This window comes from Flavobacterium alvei (assembly GCF_002920895.1).
Classification (GTDB): Bacteria; Bacteroidota; Bacteroidia; order Flavobacteriales; family Flavobacteriaceae; genus Flavobacterium; species Flavobacterium alvei.
Window position 1 is genome coordinate 194,591 of the sequence record NZ_PQVG01000007.1, and the last position, 23,941, is coordinate 218,531.

18 protein-coding genes are annotated in these 23,941 nt (G+C 34.3%); 1 reads left to right on the forward strand and 17 read right to left on the reverse strand.

Annotation, left to right across the window (positions count from 1 at the left end; genetic code table 11):
- Nucleotides 1-29: 29 nt before the first annotated feature.
- The 16 genes from C3L50_RS13235 to C3L50_RS13310 all read right to left on the reverse strand — a co-directional run bounded on the left by C3L50_RS13235 (nt 30) and on the right by C3L50_RS13310 (nt 20,448).
- Nucleotides 30-1,739: a hypothetical protein gene (locus tag C3L50_RS13235; protein ID WP_133158888.1), complete on the reverse strand. Its 1,710-nt coding sequence runs from the start codon at nt 1,737-1,739 to the stop codon at nt 30-32.
- Between the two features lie 6 nt (nt 1,740-1,745).
- Nucleotides 1,746-4,112 carry an ELWxxDGT repeat protein gene (locus tag C3L50_RS13240; RefSeq protein WP_103806654.1) on the reverse strand — a complete coding sequence of 789 codons (2,367 nt, stop codon included), beginning with the start codon at nt 4,110-4,112 and terminating at the stop codon, nt 1,746-1,748.
- A gap of 73 nt (nt 4,113-4,185) precedes the next feature.
- Nucleotides 4,186-4,833 carry a response regulator gene (locus tag C3L50_RS13245; RefSeq protein WP_103806655.1) on the reverse strand — a complete coding sequence of 216 codons (648 nt, stop codon included), beginning with the start codon at nt 4,831-4,833 and terminating at the stop codon, nt 4,186-4,188.
- Between the two features lie 2 nt (nt 4,834-4,835).
- Nucleotides 4,836-6,692, reverse strand: a complete 1,857-nt coding sequence (locus tag C3L50_RS13250; protein ID WP_103806656.1) for a tetratricopeptide repeat-containing sensor histidine kinase — start codon at nt 6,690-6,692, stop codon at nt 4,836-4,838.
- A 45-nt stretch (nt 6,693-6,737) separates the two neighbouring features.
- Nucleotides 6,738-6,986, reverse strand: coding sequence for a hypothetical protein (locus C3L50_RS13255; RefSeq protein WP_103806657.1), 249 nt, complete (start codon nt 6,984-6,986; stop codon nt 6,738-6,740).
- A gap of 67 nt (nt 6,987-7,053) precedes the next feature.
- On the reverse strand, nt 7,054-7,704 hold the full coding sequence (locus tag C3L50_RS13260) for a response regulator (RefSeq protein ID WP_103806658.1): 651 nt from the start codon (nt 7,702-7,704) through the stop codon (nt 7,054-7,056).
- Nucleotides 7,704-9,626 (reverse strand): tetratricopeptide repeat-containing sensor histidine kinase, encoded by a 1,923-nt coding sequence (locus tag C3L50_RS13265; RefSeq protein WP_103806659.1) that lies wholly within the window; start codon nt 9,624-9,626, stop codon nt 7,704-7,706. Before C3L50_RS13265 ends, C3L50_RS13260 begins: the two co-directional genes overlap by 1 nt.
- Before the next feature lie 3 nt (nt 9,627-9,629).
- Nucleotides 9,630-11,492 carry a tetratricopeptide repeat-containing sensor histidine kinase gene (locus C3L50_RS13270; protein WP_103806660.1) on the reverse strand — a complete coding sequence of 621 codons (1,863 nt, stop codon included), beginning with the start codon at nt 11,490-11,492 and terminating at the stop codon, nt 9,630-9,632.
- Nucleotides 11,493-11,735: 243 nt separating this feature from the next.
- Entirely contained in the window at nt 11,736-12,041 is a 306-nt protein-coding gene (locus C3L50_RS13275; protein WP_103806661.1) for a hypothetical protein, read from the reverse strand.
- Between the two features lie 14 nt (nt 12,042-12,055).
- The gene (locus tag C3L50_RS13280) at nt 12,056-13,240 is read right to left on the reverse strand and encodes a T9SS type A sorting domain-containing protein (protein ID WP_103806662.1); all 1,185 of its coding nucleotides are present in this window, start codon (nt 13,238-13,240) and stop codon (nt 12,056-12,058) included.
- Between the two features lie 96 nt (nt 13,241-13,336).
- Nucleotides 13,337-14,728 carry a choice-of-anchor tandem repeat GloVer-containing protein gene (locus C3L50_RS13285; RefSeq protein WP_103806663.1) on the reverse strand — a complete coding sequence of 464 codons (1,392 nt, stop codon included), beginning with the start codon at nt 14,726-14,728 and terminating at the stop codon, nt 13,337-13,339.
- A gap of 92 nt (nt 14,729-14,820) precedes the next feature.
- The gene (locus tag C3L50_RS13290) at nt 14,821-16,254 is read right to left on the reverse strand and encodes a TolB-like translocation protein (RefSeq protein ID WP_103806664.1); all 1,434 of its coding nucleotides are present in this window, start codon (nt 16,252-16,254) and stop codon (nt 14,821-14,823) included.
- Between the two features lie 121 nt (nt 16,255-16,375).
- A complete protein-coding gene (locus tag C3L50_RS13295; RefSeq protein ID WP_103806665.1) occupies nt 16,376-18,202 on the reverse strand; it encodes an outer membrane protein assembly factor BamB family protein in 1,827 nt (608 codons plus the stop codon).
- Between the two features lie 24 nt (nt 18,203-18,226).
- Entirely contained in the window at nt 18,227-18,601 is a 375-nt protein-coding gene (locus C3L50_RS13300; RefSeq protein ID WP_103806666.1) for a hypothetical protein, read from the reverse strand.
- Between the two features lie 80 nt (nt 18,602-18,681).
- Nucleotides 18,682-19,632, reverse strand: a complete 951-nt coding sequence (locus C3L50_RS13305; RefSeq protein ID WP_103806667.1) for a GSCFA domain-containing protein — start codon at nt 19,630-19,632, stop codon at nt 18,682-18,684.
- Nucleotides 19,633-19,656: 24 nt separating this feature from the next.
- Nucleotides 19,657-20,448, reverse strand: a complete 792-nt coding sequence (locus C3L50_RS13310) for a hypothetical protein (protein WP_133158889.1) — start codon at nt 20,446-20,448, stop codon at nt 19,657-19,659.
- Nucleotides 20,449-20,788: 340 nt separating this feature from the next.
- Here C3L50_RS13310 and C3L50_RS13315 point away from each other — a divergent pair, with 340 nt between their 5' ends.
- The gene (locus C3L50_RS13315) at nt 20,789-21,190 is read left to right on the forward strand and encodes a hypothetical protein (RefSeq protein ID WP_103806669.1); all 402 of its coding nucleotides are present in this window, start codon (nt 20,789-20,791) and stop codon (nt 21,188-21,190) included.
- A gap of 67 nt (nt 21,191-21,257) precedes the next feature.
- On the opposite strand, the gene alaS is transcribed toward C3L50_RS13315, so the two are convergent.
- On the reverse strand, nt 21,258-23,888 hold the full coding sequence (gene alaS / locus C3L50_RS13320; protein ID WP_103806670.1) for an alanine--tRNA ligase: 2,631 nt from the start codon (nt 23,886-23,888) through the stop codon (nt 21,258-21,260).
- Nucleotides 23,889-23,941 lie beyond the last annotated feature (53 nt).

Genomic DNA, 23,941 nt, shown 5'->3' on the forward strand with positions numbered 1-23,941 from the left:
AGCCGTTTGATAAAAAACGGCTTAGCTAATTATTTTTGAAGATTCCAGATTACTTCATAATCTCCTTTCTCTAACTCTTTTTGTTTCAAACTGCTTAAAGTTTCTTTATAAATTTGATTCAAAAGAGCTACTTGGGTTATTTTTACGTATTCGTCTGGAGTTATGACTTTCCCTTTTTTGATTTCATAAGGCTCCCCTTTTATTTTTATTGTAAAATAATTTGTGTTGCCTGATGCCGATCGGAATGCTCCGTTTGAAGCGCCATCCATTGTAACATACAGGAATGGTGTCATCAAAGGCTTGCTGTCCCAAGACAATTCTAAAACCATTTTTATTTTCAACAAAGCATCCGATTTTGTTTCTGATAAAAGTGCATTTTCGCCATACATTTTTAAACTGGATGTGCTTAATGGCTTAATAGGATTCAAACCTTTGTATGCTCTCAAGAAATTTGAACTCGTATTCGTTTCTTCTCTAAAAAAGTTTTGGACTTCATTATAAGATGGGGCTTGCGTAACAATTTCAACAGGCAAGATTGTTCCTCCGAGGATTTGACCGGTGGTTGCAGTAATATTTTTGTGCATTTCTACCAATGTGGCCTCTTGCCAAGCATCGGGAATTTGGGGAAATTCGATCGTTTTTGTGGTTTCTGTTTGCTGGAAAGCATTGACTTTTGACGATTCGGAATAGGTGGTTCCTTCAATACTAAGCGATGCGACAGTAATTTTTTGGGCTTTGCTCAAAGGCATACTGTAGGCTGCATTTTTCTTTTGGGCCGTCACTTCTGTTGTTTTGGTTTTGTTTTCGATGGATATTCCATAAAACTGCTCTGGTTTTTGGGTTACATTGATCCACATCCCATCATTCGACCCCGTAAGAGCATCGATTGGAGACTTAAAAAATCCAGTATTATTTATGGTTTTCACTGCCAATTGATCGCTTACCGAAAGGTAACAATTAGAAAACCCAAGTCCTTTGCTCATTGTTTCAATATTTCTGAAAGCTTGAAAAGGGATGACCACTTTTGCTGCAGGTTTGACATAAGTTACCAAATACAAGGATCGAATTCCTATGACCGAAGCAATAATATCTATGCGCAAAAGCGATTCTTTTGTAGTCGAATAGTTTGAAAATTCCAAGACAACATCTTTAGTCAAATCGATATTTACATTGTCTTTTTGCCCGTTTATTGTCAATAATTTTATATTGTTTTTGGGTGCTGGAACTTCAAAAGAACCTTCTACAATACCATTTTTCTCAAAAGAGATTTTTTTATTTCCTGAATTTGGATTCTCACAAACGGTATGAACTCCGTAGGAAGAGTGTTTCAACTCTTTGTTGTTGACTTTTATGCTTCCCGCATATTTATTGAGCTGAAAACTATTCTTTGACGACAACATTATCATCGTAAAATCGCCATTATCAATCCAATCGTCTCCTAAAAAATCATTGACAACCAAACCCAATTTTTTAGAATAAATATTGGTTCCTATCGAAGCTAAAATATCGACATTTTCTAAATTATCAACTGTACTGACCATTCCGGCCATTCCTCCAGCCGCATTTCCAGCAACTTTTGCCACTTTTGCCACAATATTCTGAAAAAGACCACCTCCTACTTTCTTTTCCACTTTGGTGGTGTCAGTTTCTTTTTTGCCAGTGATTTTTTTTAAAAACTGGCCTTGAGATGTGGTTATCACGCAAAATAAGATTGCACTAAAAACAAGTTTCTTTTTCATATCTTCTTAATTTACGATTATTTTTTTGATGGTTTTTTTACCGTTATTTTCAATTTCGATGATATAAACTCCCGAGGTTAAATTGCTGTTTGTTTTGTTAGAATTCAGAACAAAGGTTTTTATTTTTTGACCAAGAATAGAATACACATTCGCTTTTGAGCCCATCATTTCGTTCGTGATTTCAATACTAAAATCGCCATTGGAAGGATTTGGACAAACGGCCACTTTGCCAATACCAAATTCCGATGTGGAAAGAGCCGAGAAATTCATTACCGAAAAGGGCGAAAAACTGCTAATTCCTGTTCCCGAAAGCGTGTAAGGATTGCTTCCCAAAACGGTTCCAGAAGTTTCCTGCATCCAGTTTCCTGCTGTAAAATGCCCAATTTTTGCAGCATTTCTGTCAAAAGTGCCGTTTTCTTGAGCTTGATTCCAGCCCAAACTCAAATTGACATTGCTTCCGCCAACAACCGCTTCAGCTATATCCCAAGTAGCATTGACGGCTCCGTTTGTTGCACCTGAAATCCCATCAGAAACTCGGGCAGAAAATGTGTCGCTAGTTCCTGAATTGGAAAGTGAAACGGGATTGTAATTTGTAGCGGTTCCAATAGGCAAAGAAATCGTTCCTCTAGTCGCATCCAGATTTTCAACGTTTATGGTTCCTGTTCCATTGGTTATCACATAACTGGTATTTGTTCCTGTCAATGACGATACTGCCCCTTTTAGGTTTAGCATATTGTTGTTCAAAGTAATTTTTGCCGAATTGGCTAATGTTATCATCCCAGAGAAGTCTAAATTTCCGGAAACTAAATTTAGATTGCCATTGATGACCACATTTTTAGCATAAGCGTTTGCGGTTACTTCAATATTTTGTCCGGCTGGAATTGTTACCACATCTGTCATACCAGGTTTCAACAAACTATTCCAATTGCTCTTATTGTTCCAATCGTTACTTATACTTCCGTTAAAAGTAAAATCACCAGTGTATTGATACAAATAATGCGAATTGTTGTTATTGCCTTTTCCAAAAAAGTACAATTTATCATTTAATTCAAAAAACGCATTGGGATTACTACTCATAGGAATGCCAGAAACAATGGTAGGTTCTATATCTAAAGCTAATGCAGTGTTTACTGATAATCCATCACTTCTCCACACTTCGGCATTAGCTGGTGTTCCGCTATTGGCGGCTCTAAACCACAAAGCGCCTTTATAGGTAGTCAGGTTTTGAGCAAAATTTAATGTTGAATAAACTTGAGAACTTCCTGCAACCGTTCCATTGGATTTATACAATTGCTGAACCGCATTTGTGCCATTGTAATTTACAAACCATAAGTTTTCGGCATCAGTTGTAGAATAGCCCGCATCGCTAATGCCGTTGGTAACATTAGGAATCACTTCGATTGTACCGTCCACTGTTCCATCGGTTCTCCACAAAGCGTTTGTAGTTCCATTATTGGCAATAAAAAAGCAATACCTGTCGGTCATTTTTAGGTGTAAACCCATAGCTTGTGTTGTTAATGAGTTACCCGTTGGATTGATATTTTTCAGCATAAAAGTTCCTGCTGCCGTACCGTCACTCACATAAGGTTCATAGCCATCGACCGTGTTGTGGGCAAAGAAAATAACTTTATTCCCCAATCTTGCCATATCTTGATTGACGATATAAAACGGTTCTGCCACAGGAATTTGTTCGGTACCCGAAGTAGTTCCATCGGTTTTCCACAATTTGCTTTCTAGACCTACACTTTGAGCAATAAATAAAGTAGTACTTGGAATTTTACAAAAGCCCGATGATTGGCTACTTCCTGTTCCGGGTTTTATATCTTTAACCAATATGGTTCCAGCGGCAGTTCCGTCGGTTTTCCAAAGTTCTTTCCCGTTGGTTGCATCAAAAGCCGAAAAATAAAGTTTGTTTCCATCGACAGAATAGTTTTTTCTGTGTGCTGGAACGCTGTAATAAACTCCCACATTGGTTAATCCTGTAGCTGTTTCAAAAGCATAAACCAAAGATGTTCCTGCTACCGTTCCATCAGTTTTCCAGATTTTGTCTGTTGAGGCTGTTGAGGGCGAAAAAGTGATATCGCTGGTAATTACATACACAAAATCTTGAGCGGGAATTATTGCTGAAATATTAGTAGTTCCTCCTAAAGCAGAAAGTCCAATTGTTCCAGCGGTTGTTCCATCGGTAACGCAAAGCATAGTACTGCCACTACCAGCGTAAAATAGTTTACCGTTCCATTTGGCATAATTCAAATCTGCTTTGTCAGAATTACCCGTGGGTTTTAATGATGATGTTACGTCTTTGACTACAAGCGGATTTTGAGCATTTACTATCGCTGAAAACAATAAAATGAATAGGGTAATTTTTTTCATAATCTTTGATTTTTGGTTCCATACAAAGATTATGATTCCTACAAAAGCAATCAATTAGCCGTTCGGCTAATATTTACAACAACTTGTTTTGTTTAGCTTTTTGAATCAATTCAATTCTATTGTGTGCCTGAAGTTTTTTGTAAATATTTTCGATATGTTTTTTTACAGTCGAAAATGAAATAAACAAATTATCGGCTATAGCTTGATTTTTCAATCCTTGGCTCAATTGTTCCAAAACTTCTATTTCGCGGTCAGAAAGCGCTATTTGTTCTGGTGTTTCCAAGTCTTCAAAAACAACAGGATTTTTTAAAAACTTCAAGGTTTTCATTGCAATGGATGGCGACATTGCTGCACCACCCGACAGTGTTTCGCCAATGGCTTCGTATATTTTTTCGGCTTTGGTTTCTTTGAGTAAATATCCATCAGCACCGGCTTTTATCGCATTAAAAATATTTTCGTCATTATCAAAAACGGTAATGATCACAATTTTGATTTGTGGATATTTCGATTTAATAATTTCCGTGGCTTTAATTCCATTCATTTTTGGCATTTCGATATCCATCAGAATCAAATCGACCACGTGATTTTTTTCTAATATCACCAAGGCTTCTTCTCCGTTTTGGGCTATGTCTTTTATGATGATATCTGAAAAATTAGACAGTTTTTCTTCCAATGCTTTTTGCAAAAAGAAATTATCTTCGACTATTAGAATTTTTATCATCGTTACAACTGTATATTAATGGTGTAAATGGTTCCGTTTTTGCTACTGGACTGCACCTTCATATCCCCTTTTATTTCCTGAATTCTATTTTGAATATTGGTCAACCCAAATGATTTTTTCTTTTTTGCTTCGTAATCAAACCCAATTCCATTGTCTGAAATTTGAATTTCCAATTGCTTTTGATTTTGGTTAATTGCGACAGAAACAGCCGTTGCATTGGCGTGTTTGATGGCATTATTGACGATTTCCTGCAATATTCGGTAAGTATTAATAGCTTGTTTTGACGACAATTGAACATCATTCTTGACTTCAAAATCAAAATGAAATTGAGTACCATCAACTGATTCGCCTGCATCTTTGATGAAATTCAACATTCGGGATTTCAATTCGGCCAAGCTCAATTTTTTGGAATTCAGTACCCAAATTGTGTCTCGCAACTCGGCAATGGATTTACCGGCAAAGTTGGACAAGGTGTCTATTTTTTTGTCAATCGCTTGCTCGAATTGAACTGGCGAACTTTTCAAATTATCTAAAATGGAAATGATGAATGTAAGTTGCGACCCCACATTATCGTGCAATTCTCTAGAAATTTCCAAGCGTTGTTCTTGCATTTTATAGTTGGATTGTTCTTCCAATAATTTGTTTTCCAATTCCAATTGTTCTTTTTGTAATTTGGATTTAATTCTAAAATTTCTAAACAAGATCCCTACAATTAGCAAGATGCTTGTTGCAAAAAGCAACCAAATATTTTTTTTCCTGGATTCGGCTTGTTGTTGTAGTATCTGATTTTCTTTCTTCTCGGTTTGGTATTTTGCTTCTAATTCGGCCGCTGTTTTATTCCTTTCAGAAGTATAAACCGAATCTCGAAAGGCAATATAATCTTCTTGCTCTTTAATGGTAGCCTCAAGGTTATTGTACTTTTTATTGAATAATGCCTTTTGATAAAAATAGTCTCTAATTTTTTCGGCAACCTGTGATTTTTTGGAATATTTTAAAGCCAAATCAAAATAGTTTTGTGCCTCTTGATACTGGTTTAATTCGGATGCAATTGTTGCTAAATTAGTATAACAGGTCGCATAATTATAATCTATATATACCAAATCATTGTGTTTTACTTTGTAATCAAGAATCGCAACCGATCGTAAAATCCACTTTTTGGCCTCTTCAAATTTTTTCTGTTTTAACAAAGTATTCCCAATATTATTGTAGGTATGATTCAATAATAAGGTATCTTTTCCTTTCAGATAAATTAGATTTTGCTTGTGGTAATAAAGAGCCATTTCAGGCTTATTCCAATCATCATAATTGATTGCAGTTGCATTAAATGCCGACCTAATGTCTTTAGGTTTAGCATTTTTTAAGGTTGTGAAAATTTGTATAGCTCTTTTGCCAAATGCAATTCCTTTAGAATAATTTTCGAAATCGTGGTAATCATAAGACAGATTCACACAGAAGGTTCCTTCCCAATATTTAAGCCCCGTTTTTTCGGCTATTTTCAATCCAGAAATATTATAATCTATCGATTTTTCGTATTGTCCTTTGTTATTATAAACATTGGCAATCCTATAATAAAGATTCAAAATAGAATTATAATTCTTTGAGTTTTCAAATTTTTTTAAAGCTATTTTTCCATAATAAATAGCGCTATCTTGAATCTCTAATTCGGTACATAAAGCGTTTTTATAATAAAAAAATGCCGCTTCGTCGTCTTTGCTTTTTATTTGATTTTTAGCTTTTTGAAAATAAAAATCAGAGGAATCTTTTGAAACTATTGCTTTTTCTAAAAACTCCTTGTTACTTTGAGCTCCACTCAAAAAAGCAGAAAAAACGAACAAGATTAAAAGTATTTTTTTATTCATAAAATTTACAGGATAAATTCGTATAACATCAAAAATAAATAAATTTTATTTAAGATATTTAGTAATAATCAACTTATGCAAATCCGAAACTTGTTCTAGCATTTTATAAAAATCGATTGTTATTAAATGATTTGCATCACTCCTTTCTTCAATCAAAGCTCTTTTTAATTTTAGCGCTTTGATTTCAGCTTTGATTTTTTTTGACTTTATTTTATACTTTTTTCTAATCTTTCTAGATTTAAAAATTAAATATAACAAACCTAAAATCAAACCTAAATAGACTAAAATTTCCATTTCATTTATTTTTCAACAAAAGTGAAATATAAAATTTCCGGACACAATTAGTAAAACGGCTTATTTTTCAAATCAACTTATTATTCTTAGCTTTTTGAATAGCTTCTAATTTATTATGCACTTGGAGTTTGGCATAAATATTTTCGACATGTTTGCGAATGGTTCCAGCCGAGAGAAACAGGTTTTCAGCAATAGCATTGTATTTTAATCCTTTGCTCAATTGTTCTAAAACTTCGATCTCTCGGGAAGTTAAATTGTATTCTTCTTTGTCTGAAATGGTTTCGAAAGCTATTGGGTTTCTGAATAATTTCAGGGTTTTCATAGCTATTGAAGGCGTCATTGTTGCTCCTCCGTTCATCGTTTCTATAATTCCTTGATTCAAATCTTTGGGGTTGACTTCTTTAAGCAAATAGCCATCGGCACCAGCTTTGATGGCGTTAAAAATATTTTCATCGTTGTCAAAAACGGTGAGCATAATGATTTTTATTTGCGGATATTTTTGTTTGACCAAACAAGTGGCTTCGATTCCGTTCATTTTTGGCATTTCGATATCCATCAAAATCAAATCGACATTGTGGTTTTTTTCTAATTTTTCAATTAAATCCAAACCATTTACAGCAGTAAATTTCAAAGAGAAATCTTCAAAAAAAGACAATTTTTCTTGTACCGTTTTTATCAAAAACGAATTATCATCAACAATGGCTATTTTTATCATAATCAGTTCTTTTTTAATAAAACAGTAATAGAAGTTCCTTCGCTTGAAGAGTCTAAACCAAATTTTCCTCCTATTTCCTCGATTCTCTTTTGCATGTTTTGCAAACCATTCCCTTTTTCGACAGTAGCCAAATCAAAACCAATTCCGTTGTCCTGAACACTGATTTTTATTCGGTTTTCGATTTTTTTTGCGTTGATGGCAATAATGCTGGCGTTAGCATATTTTATGGAATTATTAACCGCTTCCTGAATGGTTCTATAAATATTCATTCCTTGAACCGAGGTCAATTTTTGGGTTTTCAATTCTGGGTCAATGGCAAAGGAAAAACTGATTTGATCTTTGGCTTCTTTGGCCTTTTCGATATAATTATTGATTCTGATTTCTAAATCTTCGAAGGTAATTTCGTTGCTGTTCATTGCCCAAATCGTATCGCGAAGTTCTAAGATGGTTTCTTTGGCAAAACTGGAAATATTGGTGAGTTTGCTGTCTAATTTTTCGTTTGTGATGTCGAAAGCATATTTTATATTATCAACTGACGAAATGATGAAAGTCAGTTGTGCTCCAATATTATCGTGTAAATCTCTGGATATATTCAAGCGCTGCTCTTGCAATTTGTTTTGGTTTTCAATTTTAATGATCGCCTTTTTGAGCTTGTATTCTTGAGCTTGTTGGATATTTTTTTGTTTTTGTTGGCGGTAAATCAAGTAACCAATTAGGGCAATGAAAAAAGCTAAAACCGAAATCCCAAGTATGAGTGTGTTTTTTTGTTTGGCTTCGACTTCTTTTTCGAGTAAGAGTTTTTCTTTTTTCGTGGTTTGGTATTTGGTTTCAAGCTCTATAGTTTGATTTTTTGCGTCTTTTTGCAAAAGTTCTTCAAAAAGATTTGAATATTTGTCTGTATAATAACTAACACTATCCTTTTTATCTAATTGTGCACAAATAGGAATCATATATTTGTAGGTATATAACAAATCTTCTTTTGAATTTGCCTTTTCAAATATTTTTTTGATTTCAAGAAGAATAGTATTTGCCTCAACAAACTTTCCCTTTTTGATTAAATTTCTAACCAAACTTAATTTGACATTAGCCAAATTTAAAGTTGAATTATACTCTTTGCCTATCTTTTCAGATTTCTGCAATTGAACTTTAGAAAGCGAATCTTTACTAATCTTTGCATTGATTACGCCTAAACTTTGATAAGCAATACCTGTTGCTATTTTATTACCTATTTCAATACAATTCTTTAAACTTTTATTGTTATAGAGAATCGCACTCTTATAATTTCCAATCAATTCAAATGCTTTGGCTAAATTTAGGTAGTTTTCACAAAGACGTTCTTTTAAATTTTCTTTTTCAGCATATTCTGTCGATTCTTTAAGATATTTAATTGCTTTTGGATAATCCCTTAAATTGGTAAACAACTGACCAATATTGGCTTTTGTAACAGCAATATTTTTCTTATCATTAAGACTTTCAAAATATTCTAACGATTCCAAATAGCTTTTCATTGCTGCTTTATACTGCTGTGTATGAGTATAAACACTTGCTAAATTATTGTTGATTTTAGCAAGTCCTGAATAATCTTTTCTAATTTTTCTAATTTTATATGCTTTGAGATAATTTTCCTTTGAATTTTGAAAATCTTCTTTTCTAAAATATACTGCACCTACATCGCTATAGACTTGTGCAATCAACGTTGAGTCTCCTAGTTTTTTAGATTCCTGAATGGCTTTATTTCCGTAGCTTAATGCCGAATCTATTGAAACGTTTGAGTAATACCAAGTCAAATCCGAATAAATTGTGGCCGTTTTTTTTGCATCAGGGCTGTTTTTCAAATCTTTCTTTAGTCCATCAATAATTTCTTGAGCATTTTGAGAAAAAGCTGTTGTAGTAATTAAGAGAAGTAGCAGTAATTTTTTTTTCATTGTTTATAATATTACTTCAATTAGTGTTCCTTCATTAGAGGAAGAAAGATGAAACTCTCCTCCAATTTCTTCGATTCGCTTTTGCATGTTTTTCAAACCATTCCCTTTTTCGACAGTAACCAAATCAAAACCAATTCCGTTGTCCTGAATACTGATTTTTATTCGGTTTTCAATTTTTTTTGCATTAATGGAAATAATACTTGCGTTGGCATATTTTATGGAATTATTAACCGCCTCTTGAATGGTCCTGTAAATATTCATTCCTTGAACCGAGGTCAATTTTTGGGTTTTCAATTCTGGATCAATGGCAAACGAAAAACTGATTTGGTCTTTGGCTTCTTTGGCCTTTTCAATATAATTATTGATTCTGATTTCTAAATCTTCAAAGGTGATTTCGTTGCTATTCATTGCCCAAATCGTGTCCCGAAGTTCCAAAATGGTTTCTTTGGCAAAATTAGAAATATGAGAAAGTTTATGGTCTAATTTTTCGTTGGTAATGTCAAAAGCATACTTGATATTATCGACCGATGATATTATGAAAGTCAATTGTGCTCCAATATTATCGTGCAAATCTCTTGAAATACTAAGTCGCTGCTCTTGCAATTTGTTATGAGTTTCTATTTTAGAAATTTCTTTTTTGAGTTTGTATTCTTGCTTTTGTTGTACATTTTTTTGTTTTTGTTGGCGGTAGATTAAAAAACCTATAAGTGCTATAAAAAAAGCTAAAAGCGAAATTCCTATGAGCATTGTATTTTTTTGTTTGGCTTCGGCTTCTTTTTCTATTAATAGTTTTTCTTTTTTGGCGGTTTGGTATTTCGTTTCGAGTTCGGTAAAGGTTTTTGCTCTTTCTAATTCAAAAACTGAATCTCTGAGTTTAATATAATTTTCTTGAAATTCGACCGTTTTTTCGAGGTTTTTTCGTTTTTTATTGAACAAATATCTTTGCTGAAAATAATCCCGAAATTTTTCGGCTGATTTGCTGTTTTTTACAAAAAAATAAGCTTTATCAAACAAAGTTTCAGCTTTGGCAAAATCATCTAAATTGTATGCTATTGTTGCTAAATTGGTGTAATGAGTTGCGTTTTCATAATAATATCTAGCGTCTTTTATTCCGTTTGAATTCAAGTCTCCAATAATCATTGCTCTTTTAATCCAACTTTCGGCTTCTTTATACTTTTTTTGTTTCATATAAGTATTGCCAATATTGTTGTAAGTATGACTGTAATCAAGAGTGTCTTTGCCTTTTACATAGTTAAAAACTTTTTTGTGATAATATAATGCACTATCAGGCTTATTCCAATCATCAAAATTTATTGCAATAGCATTTAAAGCAAAAGTGATTGATTTTTTATCTCTATTTTTGGCTTTTAAACCATAATTCAAAGCTTTTTTTCCATACAAAATCCCTTTTTGATAACTTTCGAAATCGTGATAATTTAAGGAAATATTTGAGTTGTAATTTGCGAGCCAATATTCTTTATTTTCAGTTTCGGCAAGTTTCAATCCATCCAGAATATAACTAATGGCTTTTTCGTACTGTCCTTGTTTCCTATAACTTGCTGCAATATTATTATAGACATAATACAGAGAATTGCTATTTCCAATTTTTTTAAATTTCTGAATCGCAATTAGTCCATAAAAAACACAGCTATCGGGTTGATTATAATCATTGCATCGGCCATTTTTACCAAAGTAGTATTCAGCTTCATCTGCGGGAGTTTTGATGTTTTTTTTAGCCAATTTAAAATAATAATCCGAAGAATCTTTTGACCCAAAAGCTTTATAAATTAACTTTTTGGCCTCTTGGGAATACGAAAACTGAACTAAACAAAGTAGTAAAAAAAGAAAAAGTCTAGCTATTTTCATAGGCCTATTAATTTTATTAGCTGCCAGAAACAGACAGTATTCTCTATACCAATTTGGATGCCAAGAATTGTAATAGCCACATTACCTTTTTTACTATGAAGGCATCGATTCAACTATCTTAATCTTGGTTATCTTCAATTGGAAAAGGTATTAGTAGATTGAAAAATAAATGTAATAAAAAAAATTTAGCTACAACAAAAAAAAACAACTACCCAACTTAATAATAAATCAATTACAGCATTTTTAAGCCAAATTGTTTTTGGACAAAATTTCGAATAATTCTTTATTGAGTTCGAAAATATCAGACCCTAAAGCGCTATTGAATGCCTTTAATTTACTATTCAATTCGTCTGAAAGCCTGATTTGATTGCCTTTCCCTGATTTATCTCTACTAATTTGAACGATAATCTCCCCCAAAACTTTCATTTTTTTTTTGAAGCTTTTTTTTTCTCTATAAAACTGAATGTTCAATTTTATGATTACAAAAATAAGTACCAAAATCAGGGTCGTCAGAATTACAATTATTGCATTTGAAATTTCTATTGGCATAGCCTTACTGAATTTTAATTAACAATCAGTTTTTGGGTGGTTTTATTTCCGTCTTTTTCGATTTCCAAAAGATAAATTCCTTTATTTAAAACCTCGGTTGTAGTGGTGGTTTTCAAATCTAAAGTTTTTATTTTTTGTCCTAAAAGATTGTAAATGTTCGCTTTAGCACCTATTAAATTTTCATCAATTTCAATGTTGAAATTTCCTGAAGTTGGGTTGGGATAAATTTTTATGGTTTGACTTTCAAAGCCATTTTCCAGACCCGAAACACCTAAATTATTCAAACTTTTTTTCCAAATTTTTGCTTCTTGAATGACATACAAATCCGTTGAACTTTTGCTAAGAAATTTGGCAGGACTGGCATTTGTAAATCCTGAAATATCAACCCAATTCGTTCCTTGATTAGTAGTTTTATAAACCCCATAATCATTTCCTAAATACACCTCTGTTCCAATGCCAAGAAGCGAATAAACCCCTACACTAGGAAGACCATTCTTAACGACACTCCAACTATCGCCTTTATTTGTTGATATTGTGACATCATTGGTATTGACGGTCGATTCGAAAAGGCTTATGTTTTGCAGATTGTCTTTTGTGTAAGTCAAGGAGGTAACGGTATTGTTTGGAATTCCAACACTTTTACTAATCCAATTTTGATTTACACTATCGTATTTGTACACCTTTTGATTTACTCCTACAAATAAATCCGTATCCACTACTAGCAATGGTTCGGCTACCAAACCTACAAGCCCAGTATTGTGTTGTGTCCAAGAACTTCCGTTGTCAGAAGAGATATAAACCCCTTTATTGGTTGAAGTGGCAAATATCTTATTGTTGAAAAAGGCAAAATTCCTAATTATTGTGGTCGTGCTAATTCCGGTATTAGACAAAACCCAACTATCTCCACCATTTGTTGACTTGAAAACCGTTCCGTTAGTAGAACTGGCAAAAAGGGAGCCATTGACATAGGCTATATTCCAAATTTGCATACTTGTAATACCGTTGTTTATTTGTGTCCAACTGAACCCTCCATTTGTTGAACGATAAATACCATTGCTTAAAGTTCCTAGATACAGGGTATCATTCTGAATTGTTAATGAAAAAGGTAGCGCACCACTTGGATTATTACACAATGTCCATTGCGCATTTGTAATTGTGGTAAAAAACACAATTAATAGTATAGTAATTATTCTTTTCATCTTTGTAGTTTTAAAAATTATTCTTCAAAAATAAGAAGGGTGTATTAACAAAAAAATACGAAAAATGTCGTATTTTTTTGTTTTTAAAATCCGAGATCAACCCTTATTAACAATCAGTTTTTGGGTGGTTTTATTTCCGTCTTTTTCGATTTCCAGAAGATAAATTCCTTTGTTTAAAAACTCGGTTGTAGTGGTAGAATTCAAAGAAAAATCTTTTATTTTTTGACCTAAAAGATTGAAAATTGTAGCTTTTGAGCCTATTAAATTTTCGTCAATCTCAATATTAAAATTTCCATTGGAAGGATTTGGATAAATTTTGAAATCATCTGGCTTTTGATTTTTGGCAACACTTAAAGTTGAAATTCCGTATTTAAAAAGTACTCCCGATAAAGCCGTACCACCTCCAGCAGTCATTCCATAAAGTGATGAGCCTACAGCAATAAGCGAACCCCAAGGAATTTGACCGTTTGTGATGTTAAAATCTATTAATTTTGTAAACCCTGTTCCATTAAGCATAATTTTATACAGCGTTCCAAAATTGTCAATACCACCATTGTAGCTCATTCCGTATAGATAGGTTCCGTCTGATAGTAACGACCCATAAGGATATCTCCCTTTTGTGACATCATCAAATTCCAGCAATTTTACATATCCTGTTCCATTTGGCATTATTTTGAAAATAGTTCCAAAATTTGTAGATGAGTTTGTTCCACTACCCGAAGTAGTTCCATAAAGATAAGTGCCATCGAAAATTAGGTTACCACGTGGATTTCTTCCATTGGTAACACTGTCAAAGTTTAGGAGCTTAGTATATCCAGTTCCATTGGGCAGCATTTTGAACAGGACTCCGAAATTATCCGAACCACCAACACTAGTCATTCCATAAAGGTAAGTTCCGTCATAAAAGAGATCTCCCCGAGGATTTCTTCCGTTAGATAATCCCGCAAAATCTAATAATTTTGTGAATCCAGTTCCGTCAAACTTTATTTTAAAAACGGTTCCCATACTGTTTGAACCTCCCACAAAGGTCATTCCGTAAAGATAAGTTCCATCAGAAATAAGCGAACCCCAAGGATTGCCACCATTAGATGTTCCTGCAAAGTCCAACAGTTTTGCGTAGCCTGTCCCATCGGGCATTATTTTGAAAATGGTTCCCAAATTATTAGCGCCACCATTGACCGTCATTCCGTAAAGAAAAGTCCCGTCCGAAATAAGATTGCCGTAAGGATTGCTTCCGTTTGTGGTTCCTGCAAAATCCAATAGTTTTGAAAACCCTGTTCCATCAGGTTTAATTTTGAACACTGTTCCCAAATCGTTTGTTCCGCCAATGCTTGTCGTTCCATACAGAAAAATGCCATCGGAATACAATGTCCCGTAAGGATATTTGCCTTTGGCAGTACCGTCAAAATCTAATAGTTTGGTGTATTGGGCAAATGAACTTTTGCCAATGCATAAAAAGAATACAAAAAAGAGTAGTTGTTTTTTCATTTTGAATGATTTTATAAATTGTTAAATCAAAAATAAGCAGTGGCCATAACCAAAAAAATACGAAGTTTTTCGTATTTTTAAAGTATTAAAAATCAATTTTTCACCAGTTCTTTTTTCGGAATTTTCACCCGACTAATAGACGATTTACCTTCAACAACTCTGGTAAAATAAAGCATTTCAGTAGTTTCGTCATAAAATGGGGAACCCTCGAAACTGTCGCTGTTTATTTTATTTCCAAGATTAATGGGTTCCGACCATTTTTTCCAACTGTCGTCCAATCTATATGACACGTAAATATCATAATTGCCGTAACTGCTGAAACCAATGCTGCTAAAAAGCAGGGTTTTGTTATCCGAGAGCAACTGTGGCATTCCCTCATCGGCAGCTGAATTGATGATTTTACCCATATTTTGCAACAAACCATAAGTGCCATCTTCTTTTCTGTCGGCAAAATACAAATCGGTTCCGCCTTGGGTAAAGTCTGTTTCGATTCCCATAATCAAGATTTTGCCGTCGTTGGTCATCGTCAGGTCGGCAGTTTTATCATAGTTGTTGTAAGCGGCAATTTTCAGTGGTTTCAGGCTTTGGAAACTCCCGTTTTTGTTTTCGAGAAATTCAAATCCGGTTTCGGTAGTGTTTTTTGTGTATTCCACGCCACCTTTCAGAATGAATTTATCACTGTAAAACTCCAGATAATTGTATTCGTCGTTCAAACTCAAACTGGGTTCTGCCAAGGCTGGTTTTGCCCACTTTCCGTCGGCTTGTTTATGGCTCGAAAAAACTACATCTTTATTTTCGGCAAAAGCGGAATAGAAAATTTTTTGTCCGTCTTGCGAAACTATCACATTAGAAACTTCGCTGTTATCGAACTCCAAAGATTCTGGATTGGGCAAATTTTCGAAAGCAGAATTAGAATTGATTTTTATTTCGATAGGTTTCTCTGAATCGGAAATACCGATGGCGTCAATTTGTTTTGGACCTGGAAGCAAAGCAAAATTGAATTCCACTTTTATTGCAACTACGTTGGCAACGGCATTTTCCAAAACCGCATATTCAATTCCGGGATTGAAAACATTGGGCACTTCTTGCACTTTTCGTCTTTTTCGACCAAAATAATAAGCGTGATCTGCTGTTGCGGTCGATTTGAAAGTGGGTGTTCTCCAATCTCTTTTTCGGGCCCAAACCGTTTCATAATTTCCAGAACCATTATCCACTGAAATCTTCACCACGCAACCTGCATTCAGATTTTCGCAAACGGCAATCTGTTTTACCAATTGTGGTTTTTCGAAACCTACTTCTATCACTTCTTTGCCGTCGAGTGCATTTTTGGGCATCCAAGCATTGGCAGAACTGCCTCCTTGCGGAAAAGAATCGGGTTTACCAAGAATTCTTTTGATGCCGTTTTGTTTACCTCCTAAATCGGTGGAGAATTTGATTAATTTGCTAGCCCATTGAATTTGTTGGGCTTGCACAGAACAAAGAGAAAAGAATAGAGAATAGAGAAGTAAAAATGTAGATTTTTTCATAAAATTTTTTTTAAACCATTAAGAAAATTAAGCGTATTAAGAGTTTTATTTTTAGTAGAATTTAATTAGAAAAGGGCCATGAAAATCAATTCACAACCCTTTTCATTACAACTAAAAACGCTTAATTGTTTACTTTAATTTTTTCTACTTTTCTACCTTTGAAAGCAAAAATATATTCTCCATCTGAAGTAATATCGATTCCATCTCCATATTGTGGACTACCACCTTTCCCTTTAGATTGCACCGACCCTTTGGTTTCGCCATTGGTCATATCGATTCCGTAAATGATGTTTTTGCTATTTCTTTGATCTCTCAAGAAATAATTATTACCTATGTGATAAAAATAATCCACTCCTTTGATTTTTTCGGTGGCATAGGCTCTTGAACCGTCTTTCTTGTTGTAAGCCGCTAGACCTTTTTCAGAAAGCACCACTACTTTGTCATCAAAATCGATAACGTCGGTCGCTTTTCCCACTCCCGCATCGTCGTGTTTTACATCGAATAATTGTTTGCCCGAAGCAATGTCGTAGCAATAAAACTGGTCGCCATCACCAGCAAAAACGGTTTTATCTTCGTTCAAAATCATATCGGTAATGCGTTTGTCGAATTTATCGGAACGCCAAGCCAATTTTCCGTTGCTATCGTCCAAACAAACCAAGCCGTTTTTCTGTGCTTTGTAATCCCAATAGATATAAGGCACTCGCTGTTTGTAAGTTCCCCCCATTCCATCAGATCTGCTTTCCATTCTATACTCCTGAACTTGTACTTTTCCGCCTATTTGTATCAATACTTTATTGCCTGTTTTGTAAATATTGGGTACACAAAATGACCCAGTTACTTTCTCGGTAGCCCACAATAATTTACCCGAAGCTAAATCGTGTTTTTCGACATATTTCGTTCTATCTCTGGTTCCTAACATCACGATATAAACCGCATTATCGGTAAATAAAGGTTCGGCAATGGTTCTATAATACTTTTTGCTTTGAGTATTCGAAAACATTCCACCTCCGCCGCCGTCCATATCATTTTCATAAATGGCTTCCCACAGTTTTTGTCCGTTATTGTAGTCATAAACCGTAAGTCCGTTGAGATACAAGAACACTTTGTTGTCTTTAATCCACATATCCAAAATGGCTCTTCGGGTAACCAATTCTTTTTCTACAGTTCCCACAAAAGTGGCGTCCCACAAAATTTCACCGTTCGAAGCATTGATTCTTACCAATTGGTTTTTGAAACCTGCAAACAAAGCTCCCAAAGCCGTAGGTTTGAAATTGGCCAAAATGATTTCGTTTTTTTCTTTGTTGTAAATATATTTTCCAACTCCTCCTTTGAATCTATTGGTTTCCCAAATTTTTTCTCCTGTTTTGGCTTTCACCAAAATAATGGAGCCTTTTTGCGAAATCATAAAAGCATCCAACTCTGAAATGTATTTCACGGTTTCCAATTCGCCTTGATCGGCACCTTCTTCGGCTTTAGTTCCTTTTGGAATCAAGTTTTGATACGATTCTGAATTCCACAATTCTTTTCCGGTTTGAATGTCTAAACAGGCCACTCTGTCTGTTCCCAATTTGCGTTCATCGAAAAGAAAAAGATATCCTCCTTTATCAGCTCTCCATTGTGTATATTGATACTCCGATTTATTAGTACCGTTAGTGGTTAATTTTTTATAATCTCCATTCCACATTGCTTTTCCTGATGCGTCTAATACCGATGCTGAATTATCGTCGGTACCAATAACAATTTCGCCATCGTATCCACAAACTGCTAATCGGGTAGCTTTGTTTTCAAATTCTGATTCCCAAACTGTGGCAAAGCTTCCTGTTTTTTTTCCGGCACCGCTGCCAGAAACTGCATTTTTGGCTTTATCCAAAAGTTTGCCGAATTGTGCCGAAGTTGGCGCTGTTGCCATCATACAGATGCTCAACATCAAAAGTGTTAGTTTCTTCATTTTTTTGCGTTTTTAGTTAATTATTTAAAAAGTTACAGTGTATCGAATTTTATAACGTTGTTGTTTTTGTAGTTTGAATTTGAATTTATAATTGATGATATAATCTAAAAGAAAATTAGTAAACGAAGGATTGTTGATATCGCTATCGACCTTGAAAAGTGTGGACACTTTTCCGCTTTGAATCACGCTAATGTCTGAGACAATTGTTCCTTTGACATCCTTAAATTTTTTGTCTTTTTGTTTAAGGAAATCCTTGTCTTTGAAAAGTTCATCCATTTCCTTGGTCACCATTTCGGTCACTTCTTCTTCGTCGGTCAACACTTTTTTCTGTGCAAAAACTGGTTCAGAAAATAGTAAGAGAAAAAGCCCAAGAAATAATATAAGTTGGTTTTTTTTCATAATGATTTGATTTGTTGGTTAGTACTTTACAAATCTGCATCAATTATGTAATAGAATCAATACGAAGAATTACGTATTTTTTAAAACTGAATTTGAGGAAACTGTTTTTGAATTTGCATCATTTTATCTTGAAGTTTGGATAAAAATTGCTGATGACTTTCGGAATTGGGATTGAATGGTCGGTGCTGCAATCCTTTTTGAATGGTTTCGACTTCTTTCATAACAGAAAGACTTTCCTCAGAAATGGAAGTTTCTGAAAACCGTTGCCAAATATAATCAATCGCCACCTGACTCGGATGAATCATATCTTCGGCATAAAAACGATAATCACGAAGTTCGTCCATCATTATTTCGTAAGAAGGGAAATAGTTGTTAGTTGATAGTTGTTGGTTGATGGCTGTATGGATTGCTGTAATCAAATGCGCTTTACTTTGTTGGTTTTCTACAAAACCGTCTTTGAGGTGACGAACTGGCGAAACCGTGAAAATAATCGTCGCTTTTGGGTTCACTTTCTGGATTAAATCTAAAGTGTTTTGGATGGATTTTTCAATAGCACCAACCGATAAAAGCTCCTTTCCAAATTGCTTTTGCGGCACTTTATGGCAATTCGCCACAATTTCTTTGGTTGCTATATTTCGATACACCCACGAAGTTCCGTAGGTAATTATAACGTGTGTGGATTCGGTTATTTGTAGCCTTGTCGATTCGAGAATTGTGTTTAAATTCAGCAATAATTCATCTTTATTTGAATGACTGCAATCGGAATGCACATCGAAACAATGCCAACGTTCATTATGAAAAAAAACGTCTTCCGCGCAAAATTGTTTTCCAGAAACGGCAAAATCTATTAGTTTTTCGATTGCTAATGGGTGAAATAAAATCCCAACAGGATTACAGGTGTTTTCGAACTTAAAATAATCGAATTTCTCCGCCATATTCACTGCAAAACAAGAACCCAAAGACAGAATTTTAGAATCGTAATCTATTGGAAAATCGCTTTGAGGAATAGAAATTTTAGTTCTGAATTGCATCTATTATTTTTTACAAAAATAGAACTAATTATAGAATAATTGCGACTTTAAATGGTTGGAATCAGAACCACCAAATAGTATTTTTTCAGAGACAATTTCGGTTGGATACCCATTTGAATTGTATTGGCATTGGCTATCGATTCGTTTTATGGAAGAAGTAATTTGGTCGTTATCAACATCCTTAACCGAGTAAACCTCTGTACTAACAACCTCATTATTAGTAGAAACTAATCTCGAGTAATCTAATAATTTAGTAAAACCCAAAATATTTTTCAATGCATTATTTTTGTAATCATATTGAATGTTGATTGTGTTTTTAATCAAAATCCCTGATCCTGCATCATCCTGAGTTTTATCGTCTTTCACTAGATTTCCGTTTTGAAAATACAAAATTCCGTGATAATTTTTAATTTCAGGCTTAGTAGCATCTTTGGTCAATTTCTCATAAGAAACTGAACCATCACTATTGTGAACATAATTTATTAGGTAATTATCTGAGGAAATTATTTTAGTCAATTGACCCTCCACAGAATAAGAATAGTCTAATGTATTGGTGTGTTGCGTAGTTTTATCTAATTCCACAACTTTTGTAATGAAATTGCCAGTATAATAAAATTTCAAAAGTTGGTCCACTTTGTCAATAGTTAGAATTTTATTTCCGTCGTAAATAAGATTTGTGGTGTTTGAAGTGCCATCAACTGAAACTTCAACTATCTTTTTTAAGAATGATGTTTGTTCAACAGTTTCTGTTGTGCAAGAACAAAGCGTCATTAAAACAACAACTAGAACACCAACTATTTTTTTTGCTTTATTCATATAAACTTTTAAATCCTTTTGTCTTTCAAAAAACCAAGACTCTAATTTGGAATGCAAATCAACTTTATAAGTAGAATGCCTCCAAAATTCTCCGTTACAAACCTAATATTTCGGTTAAACTACTTTCAAAAATCGAAAGTTAAGACAATTTTCGCTCCATTTCATTGGATAATTAGACATCAATATTAAAAAATAGAGCCATTTATTCGAGCTTTATTTCCTTTCGAATATTAAAAATATTGAGTTAAAAATCATAATTTCAGCCATTGACTTACATTAATATTTATATTTGCAACTTAGTTTTTTAAAATTAATTTTAGTAATCCCCAAACCTAAAAAAATGAAACACTTATTAACAACATTGTTCGCAGTATGCCTCTCCTACACGGCGGCTGTAGCACAAGAAAAAGAGGCAGAAAAAGCCCCTCAAGAAAAAACCGTATCCAAAGAAGAAAAAGAAACTGCCAAAGCCAAAAAAGAAGCCAATCTTTTAGAAGTTTTCAAAATAATTCAGGCTACACCCGAAGAACAAGCCAAAATGAGAGAATTCATAAAAGAGAGTGGCGAATACGGAAAAGAATTAAGAGCTGATCCTGATTTTACCGAAGAGGAAAAAATTATGAAATTAAAGGTATATGCTAAAATCAAAAATGCAAGACTAAGAGAATTATTAGGTGATGACAGATATAAACTCTATCGAGATGCCGTAAATGCTCAAAAAGGTAGGGCTCCTAAAAAATAATTTGATTTCAAAATAAAAAAGGGTTTGATTTAAAAGTCAAACCCTTTTTTTAGAACTATTTCAAATACTACTTCACAAAGTCAACTGCCTTTGCCAAAGCCTCTGGAATTCCATCAACATTTTTCCCTCCTGCAGTGGCAAAGAAAGGTTGTCCTCCGCCTCCACCTTGTATAAATTTACCTAATTCACGAACAACTTGACCTGCGTTTAGGTTTTTCTCAGCAACCAATTCTTTGGAAATATAACAGCTTAGCATTGGTTTACCTTCTTCGGCTGTAGCCAAAACTAGGAAAATATTTTTGCCTAAAGTTCCTAATTCGTAAGCCAAATCTTTTGCTCCTTCTGGACTTAAATCAACTTGTTTTGCTAAGAATTGTACTCCGTTTATTTCTTGCAGTTCTTGTGCTAATTCGCCTTTCATATTTTTGGCCTTATCTTTCAATAAAACTTCCAATTGTTTTTTTAATTTGGCATTCTCGTCTTGCAACGAATGAACTGATTTGATAACATCTTGTGGATTTTTCAAAATGGTTTTAACCTCTTCTAGAATTTTTTCTTGGGTTTCGAAATAGGTTTGCACCGCATCGCTAGTAATCGCTTCAATACGACGAATTCCTGCTGCAACTGCTCCTTCTGAAACAATTTTGAAATACCAAATATCAGCTGTGTTACCTACGTGAATTCCACCACACAATTCCATACTTTCGCCAAATTTGATGGCACGAACAGCATCCCCATATTTTTCGCCAAACAAGGCCATCGCTCCTTCGTCAACCGCTTGCTGAAAAGGAATATTTCTTCTTTCAATCAAAGGCAATTGCTCTTGGATTCTAGCATTTACAAAGTCTTCTACTTGTTTCAATTCATCGTCTGTCATTTTCGAGAAATGCGAGAAATCGAAACGCAAATTATTAGAATTTACTAAGGATCCTTTTTGCTCTACGTGAGTTCCAAGAATAGAACGCAAAGCTTGGTGCATCAAATGCGTCGCCGAGTGATTGGCAGCCGATTTTCTTCTGCGATCTGGAGCTACAATTACTTTAAAAATTTCTGTAAGATTTGCTGGCAATTCTTTCGTAAAATGAATAATTTGGTTGTTTTCTTTTTTGGTATCAAGGATATAAATCACATCGCCATTAGCCGTTTCCAAAACTCCCGCATCGCCAACTTGACCACCACCTTCTGGATAAAAAGGCGTCATATTGAAAACCAATTGGAAAATTTCGCCATCTTTTACACTTTCTACTTTTCTGTAACGAGTGATTTTTACTTTGGCTTCGGTGTAATCGTAACCAATAAACTCTTGCTCTTCGTCATCAATTAAATCTTGCCAATCTCCCGCTTTCACTTTGGATGCCGCACGAGAACGTTCTTTTTGTTTTTGCAATTCCGATTCAAAAGCCGCTTCGTCTAAACTCAATCCTTTTTCCGAAAGAATCAAAGCCGTTAAATCAATTGGAAAACCATAAGTATCAAACAATTCAAAAGCTTTTTTACCTGAAATAACAGTATCTTTTGAATTGGTAATTATATTTTCTAATAGCACCAAACCTTGATCCAGTGTTCTTAAAAAAGAATTTTCTTCTTCACGAATCACGTTGCTACAAAGTGTTTTTTGTGATTTTATTTCTGGGAAAGAATCCCCCATTTGAGCACTCAAAGTCTCTACTAATTTGTAAATAAAAGGCTCTTTGGTATTTAAAAAAGTAAAGCCATAACGAATTGCACGACGCAAAATTCTACGAATCACATAACCCGCTCCAGTATTCGATGGCAATTGACCATCTGCAATAGAGAAAGCTACTGCACGAACGTGATCGGCAATGACACGAATAGCAATATTTATTTTTTCTTCCTCTTCGTTAGAAGCTTTGATGGTGTATTTAGCTCCTGTAATTAATTCGATTTCTCTAATTAATGGTGTAAAAACATCGGTATCATAATTCGATTGAACACCTTGCAAAACCATACACAATCTTTCGAATCCCATTCCAGTATCGACGTGTTGTGCTGGTAATTTTTCTAGAGAACCATCGGCTTTACGGTTGAATTCCATAAATACATTGTTCCAAATCTCCACCACGTGAGGATGGTCATTATTCACTAAAGATTTTCCTGAAACCAAAGCTTTTTCTTCGGCAGAACGAATGTCCACGTGAATTTCTGAACAAGGTCCACAAGGTCCTTGATCTCCCATTTCCCAGAAATTGTCTTTTTTATTTCCAAGAATAATTCGGTCTTCATCGATTAAAGTTTTCCAAATATCATAGGCTTCTTGATCGAAAGGCACGTTTTCTTCGGCATTTCCTTCAAAAACAGAAACGTAAAGAATGTCTTTTGGTATTTTATACACTTCGGTCAACAATTCCCACGCCCAGTTGATAGCTTCTTTTTTGAAATAATCGCCAAAGGACCAGTTGCCCAGCATTTCGAACATCGTATGATGATAGGTATCGATTCCTACTTCTTCAAGGTCATTATGCTTTCCTGAAACACGAAGACATTTTTGCGTATCGGCAATTCTTTTGCTTTTTGGTGTGGCGTTGCCCAAAAAATATTCTTTGAATTGCGCCATTCCTGAGTTGTTGAACATCAGAGTTGGGTCGTTCTTAAGAACAATTGGAGCTGAAGGAACTATTAAATGGCCTTTGCTTTCGAAAAAATCTAAAAATTGTTTGCGTACGTCTTGTGATTTCATTTTTATAATTTAAAAATTAAAAGATTTAAAAATTAAAAGATTAAGTAAGCTTT

Coding starts and splice junctions, on each gene's coding strand:
- C3L50_RS13290 (WP_103806664.1), bottom strand. CDS start 16,254: ATGAAAAAATCTACATTTTTACTTCTCTATTCTCTATTCTTTTCTCTT.
- C3L50_RS13235 (WP_133158888.1), bottom strand. CDS start 1,739: ATGAAAAAGAAACTTGTTTTTAGTGCAATCTTATTTTGCGTGATAACC.
- C3L50_RS13265 (WP_103806659.1), bottom strand. CDS start 9,626: ATGAAAAAAAAATTACTGCTACTTCTCTTAATTACTACAACAGCTTTT.
- C3L50_RS13240 (WP_103806654.1), bottom strand. CDS start 4,112: ATGAAAAAAATTACCCTATTCATTTTATTGTTTTCAGCGATAGTAAAT.
- C3L50_RS13270 (WP_103806660.1), bottom strand. CDS start 11,492: ATGAAAATAGCTAGACTTTTTCTTTTTTTACTACTTTGTTTAGTTCAG.
- C3L50_RS13305 (WP_103806667.1), bottom strand. CDS start 19,632: ATGCAATTCAGAACTAAAATTTCTATTCCTCAAAGCGATTTTCCAATA.
- C3L50_RS13315 (WP_103806669.1), top strand. CDS start 20,789: ATGAAACACTTATTAACAACATTGTTCGCAGTATGCCTCTCCTACACG.
- C3L50_RS13295 (WP_103806665.1), bottom strand. CDS start 18,202: ATGAAGAAACTAACACTTTTGATGTTGAGCATCTGTATGATGGCAACA.
- C3L50_RS13310 (WP_133158889.1), bottom strand. CDS start 20,448: ATGAATAAAGCAAAAAAAATAGTTGGTGTTCTAGTTGTTGTTTTAATG.
- C3L50_RS13250 (WP_103806656.1), bottom strand. CDS start 6,692: ATGAATAAAAAAATACTTTTAATCTTGTTCGTTTTTTCTGCTTTTTTG.
- C3L50_RS13245 (WP_103806655.1), bottom strand. CDS start 4,833: ATGATAAAAATTCTAATAGTCGAAGATAATTTCTTTTTGCAAAAAGCA.
- C3L50_RS13300 (WP_103806666.1), bottom strand. CDS start 18,601: ATGAAAAAAAACCAACTTATATTATTTCTTGGGCTTTTTCTCTTACTA.
- C3L50_RS13285 (WP_103806663.1), bottom strand. CDS start 14,728: ATGAAAAAACAACTACTCTTTTTTGTATTCTTTTTATGCATTGGCAAA.
- C3L50_RS13275 (WP_103806661.1), bottom strand. CDS start 12,041: ATGCCAATAGAAATTTCAAATGCAATAATTGTAATTCTGACGACCCTG.
- C3L50_RS13280 (WP_103806662.1), bottom strand. CDS start 13,240: ATGAAAAGAATAATTACTATACTATTAATTGTGTTTTTTACCACAATT.
- alaS (WP_103806670.1), bottom strand. CDS start 23,888: ATGAAATCACAAGACGTACGCAAACAATTTTTAGATTTTTTCGAAAGC.
- C3L50_RS13255 (WP_103806657.1), bottom strand. CDS start 6,986: ATGGAAATTTTAGTCTATTTAGGTTTGATTTTAGGTTTGTTATATTTA.